The organism is Dietzia sp. DQ12-76 (genome assembly GCF_014145045.1).
Lineage (GTDB): Bacteria > Actinomycetota > Actinomycetes > Mycobacteriales > Mycobacteriaceae > Dietzia.
In genome coordinates, this window is record NZ_JAALDV010000564.1 from 2709 (window position 1) to 3071 (window position 363).

1 pseudogene is annotated in these 363 nt (G+C 59.8%); it reads right to left on the bottom strand.

The window, feature by feature from the left end:
- Positions 1-237 (bottom strand): annotated as a pseudogene (locus G6019_RS17550) (recombinase family protein); the annotation flags it as partial.
- Positions 238-363 lie beyond the last annotated feature (126 nt).

Below are 363 nucleotides of genomic sequence, written 5' to 3' on the forward strand. Positions count from 1 at the left end.
CGCCGAAACCCGCACGTACGCCACCCGCTGCCCACGCGGACGCGAGGCCCGGCGAGCCGGCTTCGGCTTTGGCGTTACCTCGACGACGTTCTCTGAGTCCGTCGACTCCACCCGAAAGTTCCAGTCCAACTCGTCCCGGCGCCGGAACCGAGTTCGCTCCTTCCCGCGGCTGACGATGAGCACCTTCTCGCCACCATCACCCGAACGGTTCAGCAACGTCCCGATCCGATCAGCCATCGAAAAACCCTCTCGCCCGGAATCTGTATCAATAGATATTAGACCCGATGGGAAGGCGTTTCATAACTATCAAACATGGCCCTGTGACACAGTAGCGATATGTGACTCTCAACTTCGTTTGGCGGG